13 protein-coding genes are annotated in these 17,827 nt (G+C 64.8%); 5 read left to right on the top strand and 8 right to left on the bottom strand.

Annotated elements, in window-relative coordinates; genetic code table 11:
* Positions 1–5 precede the first annotated feature (5 nt).
* The 4 genes from JQ573_RS28645 to JQ573_RS28630 are packed head-to-tail and all read right to left on the bottom strand — an operon-like array spanning position 6 to position 9,221.
* The gene (locus tag JQ573_RS28645) at positions 6–3,110 is read right to left on the bottom strand and encodes an efflux RND transporter permease subunit (protein ID WP_212314531.1); all 3,105 of its coding nucleotides are present in this window, start codon (positions 3,108–3,110) and stop codon (positions 6–8) included.
* Positions 3,107–6,235, bottom strand: coding sequence for an efflux RND transporter permease subunit (locus JQ573_RS28640; RefSeq protein WP_212314533.1), 3,129 nt, complete (start codon positions 6,233–6,235; stop codon positions 3,107–3,109). The genes JQ573_RS28645 and JQ573_RS28640 overlap by 4 nt, the downstream gene beginning before the upstream one ends.
* A gap of 48 nt (positions 6,236–6,283) precedes the next feature.
* Entirely contained in the window at positions 6,284–7,735 is a 1,452-nt protein-coding gene (locus tag JQ573_RS28635) for an efflux RND transporter periplasmic adaptor subunit (RefSeq protein WP_212314534.1), read from the bottom strand.
* Positions 7,725–9,221, bottom strand: a complete 1,497-nt coding sequence (locus tag JQ573_RS28630; protein WP_212314535.1) for an efflux transporter outer membrane subunit — start codon at positions 9,219–9,221, stop codon at positions 7,725–7,727. The genes JQ573_RS28635 and JQ573_RS28630 overlap by 11 nt, the downstream gene beginning before the upstream one ends.
* A gap of 409 nt (positions 9,222–9,630) precedes the next feature.
* Here JQ573_RS28630 and JQ573_RS28625 point away from each other — a divergent pair, with 409 nt between their 5' ends.
* Positions 9,631–10,032 (top strand): DUF2177 family protein, encoded by a 402-nt coding sequence (locus JQ573_RS28625; RefSeq protein ID WP_212314536.1) that lies wholly within the window; start codon positions 9,631–9,633, stop codon positions 10,030–10,032.
* Here JQ573_RS28625 and JQ573_RS28620 read toward each other — a convergent pair.
* Genes JQ573_RS28620 through JQ573_RS28610 form a run of 3 tightly spaced genes read right to left on the bottom strand, consistent with a single transcriptional unit; the run spans position 10,021 to position 12,201 of the window.
* Positions 10,021–10,836: a DUF1295 domain-containing protein gene (locus JQ573_RS28620; protein WP_212314537.1), complete on the bottom strand. Its 816-nt coding sequence runs from the start codon at positions 10,834–10,836 to the stop codon at positions 10,021–10,023. The two genes, JQ573_RS28625 and JQ573_RS28620, sit on opposite strands and share 12 nt — an antisense overlap.
* Before the next feature lie 22 nt (positions 10,837–10,858).
* Positions 10,859–11,509, bottom strand: coding sequence for a ChrR family anti-sigma-E factor (locus tag JQ573_RS28615; RefSeq protein WP_212314538.1), 651 nt, complete (start codon positions 11,507–11,509; stop codon positions 10,859–10,861).
* Positions 11,506–12,201 (bottom strand): sigma-70 family RNA polymerase sigma factor, encoded by a 696-nt coding sequence (locus tag JQ573_RS28610; RefSeq protein ID WP_249132414.1) that lies wholly within the window; start codon positions 12,199–12,201, stop codon positions 11,506–11,508. Before JQ573_RS28610 ends, JQ573_RS28615 begins: the two co-directional genes overlap by 4 nt.
* A gap of 144 nt (positions 12,202–12,345) precedes the next feature.
* Here JQ573_RS28610 and JQ573_RS28605 point away from each other — a divergent pair, with 144 nt between their 5' ends.
* The 4 genes from JQ573_RS28605 to JQ573_RS28590 all read left to right on the top strand — a co-directional run bounded on the left by JQ573_RS28605 (position 12,346) and on the right by JQ573_RS28590 (position 16,975).
* The gene (locus tag JQ573_RS28605; protein WP_212314539.1) at positions 12,346–13,680 is read left to right on the top strand and encodes an NAD(P)/FAD-dependent oxidoreductase; all 1,335 of its coding nucleotides are present in this window, start codon (positions 12,346–12,348) and stop codon (positions 13,678–13,680) included.
* Positions 13,677–14,480, top strand: coding sequence for a DUF1365 domain-containing protein (locus JQ573_RS28600; RefSeq protein WP_212314541.1), 804 nt, complete (start codon positions 13,677–13,679; stop codon positions 14,478–14,480). Before JQ573_RS28605 ends, JQ573_RS28600 begins: the two co-directional genes overlap by 4 nt.
* Complete coding sequence (locus tag JQ573_RS28595) at positions 14,470–15,708, top strand: cyclopropane-fatty-acyl-phospholipid synthase family protein (RefSeq protein ID WP_212314542.1); 1,239 nt, start codon at positions 14,470–14,472, stop codon at positions 15,706–15,708. Before JQ573_RS28600 ends, JQ573_RS28595 begins: the two co-directional genes overlap by 11 nt.
* 232 nt (positions 15,709–15,940) lie before the next feature.
* A complete protein-coding gene (locus tag JQ573_RS28590; RefSeq protein WP_212314543.1) occupies positions 15,941–16,975 on the top strand; it encodes a cysteine synthase A in 1,035 nt (344 codons plus the stop codon).
* A 110-nt stretch (positions 16,976–17,085) separates the two neighbouring features.
* Here JQ573_RS28590 and JQ573_RS28585 read toward each other — a convergent pair whose 3' ends face one another.
* Positions 17,086–17,826 (bottom strand): amino acid ABC transporter ATP-binding protein, encoded by a 741-nt coding sequence (locus tag JQ573_RS28585; RefSeq protein ID WP_029083902.1) that lies wholly within the window; start codon positions 17,824–17,826, stop codon positions 17,086–17,088.
* Position 17,827 lies beyond the last annotated feature (1 nt).

The following is a 17,827-nucleotide window of genomic DNA, read 5'->3' as shown; positions in this document are numbered from 1 at the left end:
CCAACCTATTCCGCCGGCGCGTGCACGCCTGACGGCGCCGGGCGCCGGCGCAACCGGTCGATCAAGAGATAGATCACCGGCGTGGTGTAGAGCGTCAGGATCTGCGACACGAACAGGCCGCCGATGATGGTGATGCCGAGCGGCCGCCGCAGCTCGGTGCCCGGGCCGGTCGCAATCACCAGCGGAATGCCGGCGAACAGCGCGGCCGTGGTCGTCATCAGGATCGGGCGGAAGCGCGCCCGGCAGGCCTCGAAGATCGCATCCCGCGACGACAGGCCCTGACGCCGCTCGGCCTCGAGCGCGAAGTCGACCATCATGATGCCGTTCTTCTTGACGATACCGATCAACAGGATGATGCCGACGAAGGCGATCACCGTCAGCGGCGTGTTGGTGACCTGCAACGCCAGCAACGCGCCGAGCCCGGCCGACGGCAAGGTCGAGATGATCGTGATCGGATGCGCCAGGCTCTCATAGAGCACGCCGAGCACGATATACATCGCGACCAGCGCGCCGAGGATCAGCAGCGGCTGCCGCCCGCTGGTCTTGTTGAAGTCGCCGGCATTGCCGTCGAAGCTGCCGCGAATGCCCTCGGGCATGTGCAGCTCGTCGACCGCCTGCTGGATGTTCGTGGTGGCGACCTCGAGCGGCACGTCCGGCAGCAGGTTGAACGACACCGTGGTCGAGGGAAAGCCGCCGGAGTGATAGACCGCGAGCGCCGACAGTCCGCGCTGGTAGTGCACGAGCGCCGACAGCGGCACCTGCACGTCGTTGGCGCCGGCGACATAGATCCGCTCGAGATTCGACGGGTCGCTCTGGAATTTCGGATCGATCTCGAGCACCACCACGTACTGGTTGCGCTGGGTGTAGATGTACGAGATCTGCCGTTGCGAGAACGCGTTGTTGAGCGCGTTGTCGATGTCCTGCACGCGGACGCCGAGGCTGGAGGCGATCTTGCGGTCGATCACGAGGTTGAGCTGCAGGCCGCCGGGGTCGCGGTCGGCGGAGACATCGGTGATGCCCTCCACCGTCTCCATGCGCTTGGCGACGAGCGGCGCCCATTTCTGCAACAGATCGAGATCGGTCGAGGCGAGCGTGTACTGGTAGTCGGAATCGCTCTGCCGGCCGCCGGTGCGGATGTCCTGGGCGGCGAACATGAACAGGCGGATGCCCGGCACCATGAACAGGTTGCGGCGCAGCCGGTCGATCACCTGCGCGGTCGACAGACCTCCCCGCTCCTCGGGCGGCTTCAGGCTGATGAACATGGTGCCGCGATTGGAGGTGGCACCGCCCGGGCCGCCGCCGGAGCCGACCGACGAACCGATGCCGGCGACCGCGGGGTCGGCCATCACGATGTCGGCGAGCCGCTGCTGCAGACCGAGCATCGATTGGAACGAGATATCGGCGGAAGCGCGGGTCGCCCCGATCACGAAGCCGCTGTCGTCGGTCGGGAAATAGGCCTTCGGCGTCTTGACGTACAGCACCACCGTCAGCGCGACGGTGGCGAAGAACACCACCAGGGTCAGGAAGGGATAGCCGAGCACGATCCGCAGGGTCGACGCATAGAACGCCACGACGCGCGACAGCGTGCCCTCGATGACGCGATCGTACCAGGTGGCACGATCCGAGGTCGCCTCCTTGATGTAGTGCGCGCAGATCATCGGCGTGACCGTCACCGACACCAGGGTCGACACGATGATGGCAAACGTCAGGGTCAGCGAGAACTCGCGCAGCAGGCGGCCGACGATCCCGTCCATGAAGATCAGCGGCGTGAAGGCCGCGATCAGCGACAGCGAGATCGACAGCACCGTGAAGCCGATCTGCTTGGCGCCTTCGACCGCGGCCGGATATGGCGCCATGCCCTGCTCGAGATTGCGGTACATGTTCTCGATCATCACGATTGCATCGTCGACCACGAAGCCGACGGAGATCGCGAGCGCCATCAGCGACAGATTGTCGATCGAGAAGCCGGCGAGCCACATCCCGGCGCAGGTGCCGGCCAGCGCCAGCGGCACCGAGACGCCGGCGGCGATCGTCGGTACGATCCTGCGCAGGAATACGAACACCACGATCATCACGAGCACGGCGGTCGCCAGCAGCGTGAACTGCATGTCCTCGACGCTGGCGCGGATCGTTCCGGTGCGATCGACCAGGGTCGAGATCTCGACACCGGCCGGGATCCACTGCTTCAGTTCCGGCAACATCCTGCGAACGCCGTCGACGGTGTCGATGACGTTGGCGTCGCCCTGCTTGGTGATCTGGATCAGCACCGCCGGCTGCTTGTTGAACCAGGCGATCGAGCGCGAATTGCGGACGGAATCCTCGACCTCTGCGACATCCGAGAGGCGGACGAAATTGCCATTCGAACTCTTGATGATGATGTCGCGGAACTCGGCCGCAGTGCGCATCTGCTTGTTGATCGAAAGCGTCTCGCTCAGCCGGTCGCCATTGAAGATGCCGACGGGGCCGAGCGGATTGGCATTGATGATCGCGAGCCGGACGTCGTCGGTCGCGATCCCGGCATTGGCCAGCGACACCGGATTGAGCGCGATGCGCACCGCCGGTTGGTCGGCGCCGCTGACCGTCACCTCGCCGACCCCCGGCACCTGCGAGATGCGCTGCGCGAGCACGGTGTCGGCGACGTCGTACATCGCGCTGGTCGAGATCGTCTTCGAGGTCAACGCCAGCACGAACACGGGTGCCGCGGCCGGATTGGCCTTGCGGAACTTGGGCAGCGACGGCAGGTCGCTCGGCAGATCGGCGAGCGAGGCATTGATCGCGGCCTGCACGTCGCGCGCGGCGCGGTCGATGTTGCGGCCGATCGAGAACTGCACCTGGATGCTGGTGGTGCCGAGCGAACTCGTCGAGGTGATCTGGTCGACGCCCGAAATGGTGCCGAGCTTGCGCTCCAGCGGCGCGGCGACAGTCGCAGCCATCACCGAGGGATCGGCGCCGGGCCGCGACGCCGACACCCGAATGGTCGGGAAGTCGACATTCGGGACCGACGACACCGGCAGAAACTCGTAGGCGACGATCCCGACCAGGAACAGCCCGATCGCCAGCAAGGTGGTGCCCACCGGCCGACGGATGAAGGGCTCGGAGATCGAGATCACTGCATGCCCTCGGTGGCACCCGCGATCGGCGGGCCGCTGGGACCGGGCTCAGGCACGGCCCGCTCGATCCGGCGGTTGAGCCGGTCGAGCGCGAGATAGATCACCGGTGTGGTGTAGAGCGTCAGCATCTGGCTCAGCAGCAGACCGCCGATGATCGAGATGCCGAGCGGGAAACGCAGCTCGGCGCCGGTGCCGCTTTCGATCGCGAGTGGCAGCGCGCCGAACAGCGCCGCCAGCGTCGTCATCATGATCGGCCGGAACCGCAACAGGCAGGCCTGCACGATGGCGTCATAGGACGACATGCCCTGGTGCCGCTCGGCCTCCAGCGCGAAGTCGATCATCATGATCGCGTTCTTCTTGACGATGCCCATCAAGAGGATGATGCCGATCAGGCCGATCACCGAGAGGTCCTGCCCGCACAGCATCAAGGCCAGGATGGCGCCGACGCCGGCCGAGGGTAGCGTCGAGAGGATCGTGATCGGGTGGATGTAGCTCTCGTAGAGCACGCCGAGCACGATGTAGATCGTGATGATCGCCGCCAGGATCAGCCAGGGCTGTCCGGCCAGCGAGCGCGCGAATTCGGCGGCGTCGCCGGAATAGATACCGACGATGCTGCCGGGCATGCCGATCCGGGTCTCGATCGCCTTCACCGCCTCGACGGCGTCGCCGAGCGCCTCGCCGGGCGCCAGGTTGAAGCTGAGCGAGACCGACGGGAATTGCGCCTGGTGCGAGATCGCAAGCGGCGCCGTGGTGCGGACCAGCGTCGCGACCGCCGACAGCGGCACCTGCGCGCCGTTGGCGCCGGGCAGATAGAGCTTGTCGAGGATCGAGGGATCGCGCTGATACATCGGCAACGCCTCGAGCACCACGCGGTACTGGTTGGCCTGGCCGTAGATCGTCGAGATCTGCCGCTGCGCGAAGGCGTCGTTCAACGTGTCGGTGACGCCCTGTAGACTGACGCCGAGCTGGCCGGCGCGCTGGCGGTTGATGTCGAGCGCCGCGCGCAGGCCGCCATCCTGCGCCTCCGACGAGACATCGCGGAAGATCGGGTCGCGCCGCATCTCGGCGACGAGCTTCTGCGACCACTGCGAGACCTCGGCGGCATCGGTCGCAGTCAGCGTGTACTGGTATTGCGAGCGGCTCGACTGGGTCGAGATCTGCACGTCCTGCACCGGTTGGAAGTAGACGGTCATGCCGGGGACCGTCGCGATCTTCTGCTTCAGCCGCTCGATCACCTTGACGACGCCGTCACGCCGCTGGTCGAGCGGCTTCAGCGTCATCACCAGGCGGCCGACATTGGTGGTCGGATTGACCGAGCCCGCACCGATCACCGAGACCACGCCGACCACGTCGGAGTCGGCCTTGATGAGGTCGGCGACCGCGCTCTGGCGCCGCTGCATCTCGGCGAACGAGACGTCGGGGCCGGCCTCGGTCACCGCCGTGATCGAGGACGTGTCCTGCAGCGGCAGGAAGCCCTTCGGCGCCAGCACATACATGATGAGCGTCAGCGCGATGGTCGCGAATGTCACCAGCAGCGTTGCGCGCTGGCGCTGCAGCACCCAGAGCAGCGTGCGATGGTAGAACTCCACCATGCGGTCGATGAAGCGGCTGACCGCGGCAAGGCCCGGGACCGCCATCTCCTCGTGGATGTTCTTGAGCAGCCGCGAGCACATCATCGGCGTCAGCGTCAGCGAGACGATCGCCGAAGTCACGACCGCGATCGTCAGGGTCAGCGCGAATTCGCGGAACATGCGGCCGACCAGGCCGGACATGAACAACAGCGGGATGAACACCGCGATCAGCGACACCGTCAGCGAGATCACGGTGAAGCCGATCTCGCTGGCGCCCTTCAGCGAGGCCTCCATCACCGTCTCGCCGCCTTCCATGTGGCGGACGATGTTCTCGATCATCACGATGGCGTCGTCGACCACGAAACCGGTTCCGATGGTCAGCGCCATCAGCGACAGATTGTCGAGGCTGAAGCCGGCGAAATACATGACGCCGAAGCTCGTGATCAGCGACAGCGGCAGCGCGACACCGGCGATCAGGGTCGCGCGCAGCGACCGCAGGAACAACAGCACCACCAGCGTTACCAGCACCACGCTCAGGATCAGCGTGAACTGCACGTCGTGGACCGAAGCACGTATCGTGACGGTACGGTCGGAGACGATGGTCAGCCTGACGCCGGCCGGAACGGCCCGCTGCAGCCGCGGGATTTCGCCGCGGATCTGCTTGACGACGTCGATGACGTTGGCGCCGGGCTGGCGCTGGATATCGATGATGACAGCCGGCGTGCCCTGGTACCAGCCGCCGGTGCGATCGTTCTCGAGCCCGTCGACGATCTGCGCGACGTCGCCGATCGTGACCGGCGAGCCGTTGCGATAGGCGATGATGATCGGCCGGTAGGCGGCGGCGGCGGCGATCTGGTCGTTGGCGGCGATGGTGTAGGACTGCTGGGCACCGTCAAGCGAGCCCTTCGGCCCCGACACGTTGGCGCCGGCGATCGCGTTGCGCAGATCCTCCATCGCGATGCCATAGGCCGCAAGCCGCGCCAGGTCGGCCTGCACGCGCACCGCGGGCTTCAATCCGCCGAGGATCGAGACCCGGCCGACGCCGGAAATCTGGCTCAGCCGTTGTCCGAGGATGGTATCGGCAAGATCGCTCATCGCCCGCAGCGAGATCGTGTCCGAGGTCAGCGCCAGGGTCATGACAGGCGCGTCCGCCGGGTTCACCTTGGCGTAGACCGGCGGGTACGGCAGCGTCTTCGGCAGAATGCCGGCGGCGGCGTTGATCGCGGCCTGGACGTCTTGGGTGGCGCCGTCGATATCGCGGTTGAGGTCGAACTGTAGCGAGATCTGGCTGACGCCGAACGAGCTGGTCGAGTTCATCGACGACAGCGACGGAATCTGCCCGAGCTGCCGCTCCAGCGGCGCCGTGATCAGCGAGGCCACCACGTCGGGGCTCGCGCCCGGCAGTTGCGTCGTCACCTGTACGGTCGGGAAGTCGACCTGCGGCAGCGCCGAGACCGGCAATGCCCAATAGCCCAGCGCGCCGCCGATCATCAGGGCGATGCCGAGCAGCGAGGTGGCGATCGGCCGGCGGATGAACGGTTCGGAGACGCTCATGGTTGCGTGCTCGCTGTTAGGTCGGACATTACGAGGTCGGGATGTCGGTCATGGCTGCGCCTTCGGCGCGCCGCCCGACTGTTCGCCCCCTGCAGCCGGCGCGGGCGCCGGTCCGGTCTGCCCCTTCTGATCGCCCTCGCTGTGGTCGCGCCGGCCGCGATGCTCGCCGCCCTGCCCGTCCTGCTTGGCGTCCTTGCCCTGATCCTTGCTCTGGCCCTCGCCTTGCGCCCCGCGCTTGCCGTCCGGAGTACGGCCGCGCTTGCGCGGCGCAAGATCGGCGGCCGGCGGCCCGTCGTCCTTGCCGACCACGACCTTGGAGCCTTCAGCGAGATTGGCAAAGCCCGTCGTCACGACGCGGTCCGACGTGGTCAGGCCGGTGGCGATGACGGCTTCATGCTCGTTCTGCTGCGTGACCGTGACCGGCTTGGCTGTGACAGTGCTGTCCTCGCCGATGACGTAACTGAACGTGCCGGCGGGACCGCGCTGCACCACCGAGGTCGGCACCACGATCGCCTGCGGCAGGGTCTCGACCTTGAGCCGCACATTGACGAACTGCCCCGGCCAGAGCTGGTAGCTGGCATTCGGCAGTTCGGCCTTCAGCTTCAATGTGCCGGTGGTCGGATCGACCTGGTTGTCGATGCCGGTCAGCTTGCCGGTATCGACGACGGTGACGCCGTCATTACCGAACACGTCGACCGCAAGCTGGCCCTTTGCGGCCGCGGCGTTGACCCGCATGATCTGCTGCTGCGGCAGGCTGAACCACACCGCGATCGGCTGCAGCTGGGTCAGGATTACGAGCCCGGTGGTGTCGGAGGCGTGGATGATGTTGCCCTGGTCGACCTGGCGCAGGCCGGCGCGGCCGGAGATCGGCGCGACGATCTTGGTGTAGCTCAGGGTCGCGCCCGTATTGTCGATCGCGGCCTGGTCGGCCTTGATCAGCGCCTCCTGCTGCGCCACCAGCGCACGCTGCGTGTCAGCCTGCTGCTTGGAGCCGGCATTGCTGGCGGCCAGCTGCTCATAGCGGGTAAGGTCGAGCTTCTGGTTGGTGAGCAGCGCGACGTCCTGCGCCTTCTTGGCGACGGCCTGGTCGTACTGCGCCTGATAGATCGCAGAATCGATCTCGCCGAGCACGTCGTCCTTCTTGACGTCCTGGCCCTCGACGAAGTTCACCTTGAGCAGCTTGCCGTCGACCTGCGAGCGTACCGTGACGGTGTTGAGCGCCTTCACCGAGCCAACGCCATCGAGATAGACCGGCACGTCCCGTACCTGCGGCGTGGCCGCGAGCACCGGCACCGGCAGATCGGGCCGCGCGCCCGCGCCGCGCCCGCCGCCTCCATTTTGCTTGGGCTGGAAAGCAAGCCAGCCGAGATAGCCGAGCCCGCCGAGGATCACGAGCGTGATGAGCAGCGACACCATGCGCCCAAGCACGCGCGAGACCAGGCTCCGCTTGCGTGGGGCTGAGCTTTTCTCGTCGTCCCTCGAGTCGGGCTTAAAGAGCATCGACCGGTCTTTCCATCTTCGGTTCCCAGCCGCCCCCCAAGGCCTGGTACAGGCTCACGATCGCCAATAGCCGGGCCAGCTGGGCCTGGGAATAAGCGTCTTCCGCCTGGAACAGGGTCAGCTGCGTGTTTAGCACAGTTACGATATCGGCGGTGCCGGCCTTGAGCTGCTGCTCGGCCAGGTCGAAGGCGCGCCGCGACGACGACAGCACGTCGCGCTGCAGCTGCAGCCGCCGCGTGGTCTCGCGGATCGCGACCAGCGCGTTGTCGACATCGGTGAACGATTGCACGACCGTCTTGCGATAGGTCTGCAGCAGCTCATCCTGCCGCGCCTTCGCGTTCTCGAAATTGCCGAGGATCCGGCCGCCATCGAAGATCGGCTGGGTCATGCCGCCAACCAGGTTGAAGAAGGCCGCATGCGGCTGGAACAGCGAGACCAGCGCCTGGCTCTGGTAGCCGCCCGTCCCGGTCAGCTGGATGCTCGGGAAGAACTGTGCCCGCGCGCTGCCGACATTGGCGGTGGCGGATGCGAGCTGCGCCTCCTGCCTGCGGATATCGGGACGCTGGGTGAGCAATTCGGAGGGCAGGCCCGGCGTGACGCGCGGAATCGCGACTGAATTGAGCGAGCCGCCGGCGAGGCGCACGCTCTCCGGCGGCCGCGACACCAGCACCGCGAGCGCGTTGATGTTCTGGTCGAGCGTCTGCCGCAGCGGCGGCACCAGCGCGCGCTGGTTGGCCAGCACGCTCTCCTGCTGCGCGACGTCGAGATCGGAGCCGGTGCCGGCCTTGAAGCGTTCCCGGATCGCATTGAGGATACGCTCGGCGCTGGCGATATTGCGCTGTGCGGTGCGCAGCCGGTCCTGGGCGGCGAGCACCGTGAAATAGGTGTTAGCGACGCTCGCCAGCGTGGTCAGCGCCACCACCTCGCGGTCGAACCGGTTGGCGACGGCGGTCTCCTCCGCCGCCTGCGCGGCGTCGCGATTCTGGCCCCAGAAGTCGAGCTGGTAGCTCGCGCTCAGCGAGGCGCTGTAGTTCACCACCTCGCGCCCGCCATTGGTCAGGCCGCTGGCGCTGGAGCCGGAGGTGCGTGAATAGGTTTCAGACCCGTTGAGATTGACGGTCGGCAGCAGCGCCGCGCCCGCCTGCCGCGCCAGCGCGTCGGCCTGCCGGAAGCGCGCCACAGCCGCAGCGATGTCGAGGTTGACGGTCTGCGCCTCCTCCATCAGCTGCGTCAGCTCCCTGGAGCGGAAGCCTCGCCACCAGGCGAGCGTCGGAAGCGCGTCGCCCGGCCGGCCCAGACGCGCGGCCTTGTAGCCCTGCGGCACGTCGAGCGCGGGATCGGGGATGTCCTGGGTCAGGATGCAGCCGGCTGAGCCCACGACCAGGCCGAGCGCGACAAGCGATCGTCCCGCCAGCCGTCGCATGCGGACGGCGAGGCCGAACCGGCCTCCAGGCGCCATCACGGACGCGGGCTGGGTCACACCCATTCTCCGCCAAAGCCAGACTTCGCCCGTGGCGGACGAATGACGCAGTCAGCAATGGTCTGGGTGACGTGCACGGGGTAATGCTTCCAATGGAACCTGGCTGTCCCATCCTACCCTTGGGACGATAGGGCGGACAGCCCTGTCACGATTGTGCGACGTCGCATCGCAAGCGATTCGTGGCTACCCGGAATGCCGACTTTTCCCTATTTTTACGGCATTTCCGCGCGCTTCAGACCGGTGCCGGAAGTCATCTTTCTTACGAAGATTTCATGGGGATTTCTCGGCCCTGTTGCTCCGAATCCGCAGCTTGCCGTCCCCAACCGGCGCCGGGATGATCCAGACGCCTCGATCTGTCGTTACCCCATTGAGAGCTGCGCCTTGCGACAGTGGCGTTCAACCTTCGGGCCCCGACATGACCTACCTCTACGCCTACCTGTCGACACTGATCGTCTTCTTGCTCTGCGACATGGCCTGGCTTGGGACGATGGCGACCCGATTGTATCGCCCGACACTCGGCGACATATTGTCGACGGAGGTCAACCTGCCTCCGGCAATCGCCTTCTATCTGATCTACCCGATCGGGCTCGTGGTGTTCGCGGTGCTCCCGGCCATAAGGTCCGAAAGCCTGGCCCAGGCAGCGCTCAGCGGCGCGCTCTTCGGCTTCTTCAGTTACATGACGTATGATTTGACCAACCAGGCGACCGTGCGGAACTGGACCTTCCAGCTCACACTGCTCGATATGACCTGGGGAACGCTGCTTGGCGCCATGTCGGCCACGGCGGCCTGCCTCATTACTGCAAGGCTAGCTGCCTGAAGTCGGCTTCGGAAATGGAAAGAACGGCCGGGTTCGCGCCTGTACGTCACGAAATTGCTGGCCGCGCGAGCGCAGCATGTGCTGTTCGAGCGGCGGCACGCCGGACACATGGACCAGAACCCAATACATGCAGGCCGGCGCCAGCAGCGTGATCCAGCCGAGCGGATACGATGCGTCGATCGCGATCAACGGATACGCCAGCCAGCAAAGCCACTCGAAGAAATAGTTCGGATGGCGCGACCACTTCCATAATCCCGCCTCGCAAATCCGATGTCGATTGGCGCGATTCGAGCGGAATTTACTGAGCTGCGCGTCGGACAAGGCCTCCCCGATCAGGCCAGTCAGCAGCAGCACCGCGCCGAACAAGTCCGCAAGTCCAAGTGCGGGTCGCGGGTTATGCGCCGCGAGCGCAACGGAGATCGTCAGGATGAGCCCAACCGCCGCCTGGGCCTGGAGCTGCAGGAACATCCGCCTGTCGGCCGTGTCGCCCCATTGATCGATCAGGTCGCGATAGCGCGGATCATCGCCGGCTTTCCAGGTCCGCGACAGAAGATGACTTCCGAGCCGCAGCGACCAGATCGCGACCAGCAGCATGACCATGATCTGCCGCGCGGTCGGCACGCCCCCTTCCGGGACGGGTACGAGGCTGGCTATGCAAGCAACCAAGCCGGCGCCGAATGTCCAGCAGACATCGATCCATCCGGTGGCTCCGGTCCGTCGCTGGATCTGCCAGGCGGCCGCCATGACCGTGGACAGCGCAAGGGCCATGACAGCGAGTTGAGATATCAGCTGGAGCAGGCTCACGGAGCATCTCCCACGGCGACCGTCACATGCGGATCAACGGCTGCAGCAAACGGCCGATCATTCCGTTGAGCTTCAAATCTCCCTGCATCGCGACCAGGCAGATGCAGTCTTCGGTCGAGTTGATCCTGACGTCATGATCCACCGACCCGTCACCAAAGTCGAAATCTCCTGGCCCGAAATGGCCGCCGGCGTGGACGAAGCTTCCTGACAGCACGCAGGTCATTTCAAACCCGGTGTGGGTATGTTCGATCATCCTCGTTCCCGGGCTGGATTTCAGGAGAAAGACGCGTGTCGCGCTCGGCTCGGGCAACCGGATCGGCCGCAAATGCACCTTCGGTGCGATCCATCTCCACGGACTATCGGGATAGCTGTCCAGAAAGTCCGGCAAACCCGGTACGTCGCGAAATGCCTGCCCCCGGCGCCGCTCCGGGATGGAGGTCAGCGACGTCTCGGCCAGCCTGCGCTCCATCGCCTCGAGCGCTCCGTCCGACATCGCGGTCGGCGGCAATCCAGTCAGCATCGCGCCGCCGACATGCTCCATCGCGCGCACCACCGCACGGCACTTCGCACAGCCGACCAGATGGGTGGCAATGCCAATTTGCTGGCCAAGGTCGGCCGTGCCGGCTGCGAACATCGCCAACAGCTCGTCCGGGGGATGATGATGCACGGTCATGAGAAATCATCCAGCAAGCTGCGCAGCCGGGCCATCGCCAGCCGCAAGCGCGATTTGACGGTGCCGAGCGGGATATCGAGCGCCCTTGCGATCTCCGCATGGGCGGTTTCGTGAAAGAAAGATAGCTCGATGACCCGCATCTGCTCTTCCGGCAGCACAGACAGCGCATCGCGGACCCGCGCCTCGATTTCAGACGCCGCCACCCCGGCGTCGGGCAACGGCCCCTCATCGCGCTGAAACTCGAGTTCCGTCTCGGACGTATCGCTCATTGGGGTTCGTTTCTGACGACGGAGCGCGTCGATGCGCAAGTTTCGCGCAATCGTAAAGATCCAGGCTGCGGCACCGGCGCTGCCGGGATCGAACAGGCTGGCCTTCGACCACACGGCGAACAAGGCCTCCTGCGCCAGTTCGTCGGCAAGCTGCTCGCCCGCACCGGAGCGCTGCATGAACGTCTTGATGCGCGGCGCAAAATCCCGAAACAACGCCGCGAAGGCCTCGCGATCCCTGCGGACAGCAACGGCTTCGATCAGCCGGGCCCATCTGGCGGCGTCCGACGTCTCATTGTCGGGAGTTTCACTCAGCATGCCGCGCGGGCACTCCCTATCACTGACGGCTCTGCGACCGCAGTACCGGATCGCGCCGGGCCTGACCAGACCGATGACCCCGGAAACATGTCGAGCGGCGGCTTGCATGCATCAGCAACGCCACCCGGCCGCGGTTGGATCACTGCCGGTGATCCAACCCGCAATATCCGTCGTTTCGTTCCATGACGCCGACCGCACAATCGGCCGGCGCATCGTGCCACTGAGGGATCGTAGTTGAGCAGCGACGGCCGATTGAACATAGCCGTAGTCGGAACCGGCATTTCCGGCCTCTCGGCCGCCTGGCTGCTCAGCCAGCGGCACGACGTGACGGTCTACGAGAAGTCCGATCGGATCGGCGGGCATTCCAACACCGTGATAGCGTCCATCGGTCACGAGCGCGTTGCCGTGGATACCGGCTTCATCGTGTTCAACCGGAGTACCTACCCTAATCTCTCTGCGCTGTTCCGGCATCTCGACGTCGCCACGCAAGCGTCGGAGATGTCGCTGTCGGTTTCGCTCGACCGCGGCAATCTGGAATATTCCGGGACCGGCCTCGCGGGTCTGCTGGTGCAGCCCGGCAACCTCCTGCGCCTGCGCTTCTGGTCGATGCTGCGCGACGTCGTCCGGTTCTACGATCGCGCGACACGCGACGCGGCACGGCTGAACGACGAGACGATCAGCCTCGGCGATTATCTCGCGCAAGGTGGTTATAGCTCAGCGTTCCGCGACGACCACCTGCTACCGATGGCAAGCGCTATCTGGTCGGCACCCCCGGATGAAATTCTCGCCTTTCCCGCGGCGACATTCATTCGCTTCCACCACAATCACGGGCTGCTCCAATTGACGCGGCGGCCGCCATGGGAAACCGTGATCGGTGGCAGTCAGGTCTATGTGCAGCGGCTGGTCCAGCCGTTCGCGGACCGGATCAGGCTCGACTGCGGCGTGGTCCGGATACGCCGATCGTCCGGCCGCGTCATGGTCACGGATGTCCACGGTGAAACACAGCCGTACGATCACGTCGTGCTGGCAACGCACGCAAATCAGGCATTGTCGACGATCGACGATCCGACGCCCGATGAAGCCGAACTGCTCGGCGCGTTCCGCTATAGCCGCAACCTGGCCGTGCTCCACTCCGATCCCAGATTCATGCCGCGGCGCCGACCGGCCTGGTCGAGCTGGAATTATGTCGGCTCGCGCGACAAGGCCGCCGCGCCGGTCGGCGTCACCTATTGGATGAACCGGCTCCAGGGCATTCCCCAGCATTTGCCGCTCTTCGTCACGCTCAATCCAGCGCATCCGCCACACAGCGAAACGCTGCATCACACGGAGGTGTACGAGCATCCGATCTTCGATGCCGCCGCGATCGTCGCACAGCGCCGGCTATGGTCGCTGCAAGGCCAGAAAAACACATGGTTCTGCGGCGCGCATTTTGGCGCCGGCTTCCACGAAGACGGGCTGCAATCCGGGCTTGCGGTCGCCGAACAGCTTGGAGGCGCGCGGCGGCCGTGGACCGTATCAGACGAATCCGGACGCATCGCGCTCGCCGCAAGCGCGAGGTCGTTGCCCGAACCGGAGCTGCAACCATGACGCTCAGCTCCTGCCTCTATCGCGGCAGCGTCATGCATCGGCGGCTGCGGCCCACCACGCATCGCTTCAGCTATCGTGCGTTCTGGCTGCTGCTCGATCTCGACGAAATGACCCTACTCGCTTCCCGTTTGCGGCTGTTCTCCCGCAACAGATTCAACCTGTTTGCACTTCACGATGCCGATCACGGCGACGGTAGCGCGACGCCACTGCGCCTGCAGGCCGAACGTTGCCTGATGCAGGCAGGGATCGACATCGCCGGAGGGCCGATCCGGCTCTTCTGCATGCCTAGAACCCTCGGCTACAACTTCAATCCGCTCAGCATCTATTTCTGCCACCGACACGACGGACAGCTCGCCGCGGTCATCTATCAGGTTCACAACACGTTCGGCGAACGCCACGCCTATGTGGCCTCGGTCGCGGCCGATACTGGCACCATCCGGCATGACTGCGACAAGGCCTTCTACGTGTCTCCCTTCCTGAACATGGACATGTCCTATCACTTCCGGCTGAACCAACCGGACGAGCATTTTGCGCTCGGTATCAGCGCAAGTGCGGGTGGAGAAACGGTGCTCGGCGCCTGCCTGACCGCGACACGCCACGAGCTCAGCGATCAAGCGCTGTTGCACAACTTCATCGCCATTCCGCTGGTCACGATCAAGGTGATCCTTGCGATTCATTGGGAAGCGTTGCGGCTCTGGTTGAAGGGCTTGCGGTTACGCGGGCGCCCGCAACGCTCCCCTTCCACGATCACGACCGTGCCCCCATCGCCCCAGCATCGGATTGACTCGCATGCACTCTGAGCACCCGCAGACCGTCGCCTGCCCGCATCCCGTCGAATGGCCGCCGGTGCTGCGGGCGACTGTCGGGACGCTGCTGCGGCGGCTGTTCCGCCGTATCGACTGCGGCGAAATCCTGCTCCAGACGCCGAGTGGGCGCGGCGTCGTGATTTCCGGGATGCGCGGCGAAGAGCAGGCGCATATCAGGATCCATAGTTGGAAATGCCTGCTGCGGCTGCTGATCGGCGGTGACCTGGGTTTTGCTGAGGGCTTCCTTGCCGGTGAATGGTCGACGCCCGACATCTACTCGTTCCTCAGCGCGGCTGCACCGCGTTCGGCACGCGCCCCCTCGTTCGAGCGGCTGAGGCCGCCGCAGCCTCTCAACTGGCTTCGTCACGCCCTGCTCAATCGCAATACCAGGCGCGGCAGCCGGCGCAACATTCGCGCCCATTACGATCTCGGCAATGATTTCTACCGCCTCTGGCTCGATCCGAGCATGACCTATTCGTCGGCGATCTACACCTCGCCACACCAGACGCTCGCGCAGGCGCAGCAGAACAAGCTCGATCGGGTGACCGAACTGCTCGATCTCAACGGCGGCGAGAAGGTTCTCGAGATCGGCTGCGGCTGGGGCGCGCTGGCACAGCGTCTTGTCGAACGGAATGTCTGTCACGTCACCGGCCTGACACTGTCGACTGAACAGCTTGGCTACGCATGCGAGCAACTCGCCGAGCAGGGTACCGCCGACCGGGCAAATCTGCGGCTCGAGGACTATCGCGACACCAAGGGCACCTATGATCGCGTCGTCTCGATCGAGATGCTGGAGGCAGTCGGCGAGGCGTACTGGCCGTTGTTTTTCGACAATCTGCGGCAACGGCTCGATATCGGCGGCATCGCGGTGCTGCAGGTGATCACGATCGACCAAGGTCGCTTCGAGAGCTATCGCAGGCGGCCGGAATTCATCCAGCGATACGTATTTCCGGGCGGAATGTTGCCGACCGTCGAGATCGTCGAACGACTGGTCGACAATTCCGGACTTCGGCTGGTTTCGACCGAGTTCTTCGCCGCCAGCTATGCACGCACGCTGGCCGATTGGCGCGACCGGTTCGTCGACGCGTGGCCATCGATCGAAGCCCTCGGCTTCGATATCCGCTTCAAGCGGATGTGGGAGTATTATCTGGCCTATTGCAGGCTCGGCTTTGAAATCGGCGCTCTCAATGTGGGGCTGTACAAGATCGAGCGACCGTCTTGAACGAACCGTGTCGCGCGAATCTGACGCAGCGCGCCGATTTGCAGCAAGATTTGGCCGGATCGCAGCGCATTTTCAAAACGATCTTTCCGGCTGTGTCATCCCCCGCACGGCCAACTGGTTAACGCAGACCGCCACGCGAAATTCGCCGCACTGCAAAAGCCTTCCCCTTTTGCCATCGGCACACTAGTTTCCGGCCAGAGCAAAACACGGACCGGCAAAAGATTACCCCGACATGGCATTCAACAAAGACGTCATTGAAGCGATCGGCAACACCCCCCTCATCAAGCTGAAACGCGCATCCGAACTGACCGGCTGCACCATTCTCGGCAAGGCCGAATTCATGAATCCCGGCCAGTCGGTGAAGGATCGCGCCGGCAAGGGGATGATCCTGGAGGCCGAAAAGCGCGGCGATCTGAAGCCCGGCGGGCTCGTGGTCGAATCGACCGCGGGCAATACCGGCATCGGACTTGCGGTCGTGGCCAGCGCGCGAGGCTACCGCACCCTGATCGTCATTCCGGAGACCCAGAGCCAGGAAAAGAAGGACATGCTGCGGCTGTGCGGGGCCGAGCTCGTCGAGGCGCCGGCGCTGCCCTACTCCAATCCGAACAACTATCAGCATCTCGGCAGGCGTCTCGCCGAGCAGCTGCGCAAGACCGAACCGAACGGCGTGCTGTTCGCCGACCAGTGGAACAACCTCGACAATCCCAAGGCGCACTACGATTCGACCGGACCGGAGATCTGGCAGCAGACCAACGGCAAGGTGGATGGCTTCATCTGCTCGGTCGGCACCGGCGGCACGCTCGCCGGTATCAGCCGCTATTTGAAGGAAAGGAACAAGGACATCGTCACCGCTTGTGCCGATCCGCACGGCTTCGCGATGTACGAGCTGTTCAAGAACGGCCAGGTCAAGTCGACGCCGGGCGACTCGATCACCGAAGGCATCGGGCTCGGACGCAAGACGCCGGTGATCGAGACCGCGAACGTCGACGACGCGTTCCTGGTCTCCGACGAGGAAGCCGTAACCATCATCTACGAGCTGCTGGAGCACGAAGGCCTGTGCCTCGGCGGTTCGACCGGCGTCAACATCGCAGGCGCGATCCAGCTCGCCAAGCAGCTCGGCCCCGGCAAGACCATCGTCACCATTCTCTGCGACTCCGGCAACCGCTATCAGTCCAAGCTGTTCAACCCGGCCTTCATGCGTTCGAAGAACCTGCCGGTCCCGGAATGGCTGGAAAAGCGGAGCAAGATCGAGCTGCCGTTCGTCTGACGAACGACGTCCCCGCAGACGTCATTGCGAGGAGCTATTGCGACGAAGCAATCCATGCTTCCGATGCGGATGATTGGATTGCTTCGCTCCGCTCGCAATGACAGCGGAAATCACCGCAATATCTGGCTCAGGAACAGCTTCGACCGCGCATGCTGCGGGTTGGCGAAGAATTCCTGCGGCGTGTTCGACTCGATGATCTGGCCGGCGTCCATGAACACGACGCGGTTGGCGACCTCGCGGGCAAAGCCCATCTCGTGGGTCACGACCAGCATGGTCATGCCTTCCCTCGCGAGATCGACCATGGTGTCGAGCACCTCCTTGACCATTTCCGGGTCGAGCGCCGAGGTCGGCTCGTCGAACAGCATCACCTTCGGGTTCATGGTCAGTGCGCGGGCGATCGCGACGCGCTGCTGCTGACCGCCCGACATCTGGCCGGGAAACTTATTGGCCTGATGCGGGATCTTGACCCGCTCGAGGAACTTCATCGCGGCCGCCTCGGCATCCTTCTTCGGGATGTTGCGCACCCAGATCGGCGCCAGCGTGCAATTGTCGAGCACAGTGAGATGCGGGAACAGGTTGAAGCTCTGGAACACCATGCCGACCTCGCGCCGCACCTCGTCGACCCGGCGCAGGTTCGGGCCGAGCTCGATGCCGTCGACCACGATCTCGCCCTCCTGGAATTCCTCCAACGCGTTGATGCAGCGGATCAGGGTCGACTTGCCCGAGCCGGACGGGCCGCAGATCACGATGCGCTCACCCTTGCCGACCTCAAGGTTGATGTCGCGCAACACGTGGAAGTCGCCGTACCATTTGTTGAGCGTGGAAATGTTGACGATCGGGGTTGTGGACATG

Origin of the sequence: Bradyrhizobium sp. AUGA SZCCT0105, from assembly GCF_018129565.1 — a bacterium.
GTDB lineage: Bacteria > Pseudomonadota > Alphaproteobacteria > Rhizobiales > Xanthobacteraceae > Bradyrhizobium.
The sequence above is the reverse complement of the archived record's forward strand: the minus strand, read 5'-3'. Positions and strand labels throughout refer to the sequence as shown.

Excerpts from the sequence above, each read along its gene's own strand:
- JQ573_RS28625 (WP_212314536.1), top strand. The coding sequence starts at position 9,631 with ATGACCTACCTCTACGCCTACCTGTCGACACTGATCGTCTTCTTGCTC.
- JQ573_RS28640 (WP_212314533.1), bottom strand. The coding sequence starts at position 6,235 with ATGAGCGTCTCCGAACCGTTCATCCGCCGGCCGATCGCCACCTCGCTG.
- JQ573_RS28615 (WP_212314538.1), bottom strand. The coding sequence starts at position 11,509 with ATGACCGTGCATCATCATCCCCCGGACGAGCTGTTGGCGATGTTCGCA.
- JQ573_RS28585 (WP_029083902.1), bottom strand. The coding sequence starts at position 17,826 with ATGTCCACAACCCCGATCGTCAACATTTCCACGCTCAACAAATGGTAC.
- JQ573_RS28635 (WP_212314534.1), bottom strand. The coding sequence starts at position 7,735 with ATGCTCTTTAAGCCCGACTCGAGGGACGACGAGAAAAGCTCAGCCCCA.
- JQ573_RS28590 (WP_212314543.1), top strand. The coding sequence starts at position 15,941 with ATGGCATTCAACAAAGACGTCATTGAAGCGATCGGCAACACCCCCCTC.
- JQ573_RS28610 (WP_249132414.1), bottom strand. The coding sequence starts at position 12,201 with ATGCAAGCCGCCGCTCGACATGTTTCCGGGGTCATCGGTCTGGTCAGG.
- JQ573_RS28600 (WP_212314541.1), top strand. The coding sequence starts at position 13,677 with ATGACGCTCAGCTCCTGCCTCTATCGCGGCAGCGTCATGCATCGGCGG.
- JQ573_RS28595 (WP_212314542.1), top strand. The coding sequence starts at position 14,470 with ATGCACTCTGAGCACCCGCAGACCGTCGCCTGCCCGCATCCCGTCGAA.
- JQ573_RS28630 (WP_212314535.1), bottom strand. The coding sequence starts at position 9,221 with ATGGGTGTGACCCAGCCCGCGTCCGTGATGGCGCCTGGAGGCCGGTTC.